Genomic DNA, 215 nt, shown 5'->3' with positions numbered 1-215 from the left:
ATTGACGTGCTGGCAGTTCACCCGGCGACTCGATCGATCATTGCCGTCGAGGCAAAGGACTTCGAGGTCGCGAGGACACCAGCCGAGATCGCCAGCGAACTGGAGAAGCTCTTCGCGGGCAAGGGAGAGAAGAAGGCGACCATCGAGCTCCACAGCGACGCATCGACTGGCTGCGCCAGCACCACAAAGAGTCATCCAGTTCCTTGGCCTAGACA

1 protein-coding gene is annotated in these 215 nt (G+C 60.0%); it reads left to right on the top strand.

The annotated features are described in order from the left end of the window. The coding region (locus tag BN358_RS27355; RefSeq protein ID WP_040584364.1) for a hypothetical protein at nt 1-215 on the top strand (215 nt) is incomplete at both ends.

It is taken from the genome of Sedimentibacter sp. B4 (genome assembly GCF_000309315.1).
Lineage (GTDB): Bacteria > Bacillota > Clostridia > Tissierellales > Sedimentibacteraceae > Sedimentibacter > Sedimentibacter saalensis.
Note: the sequence above shows the minus strand (reverse complement) of the source record. Positions and strands in the feature narration are given on the sequence as shown.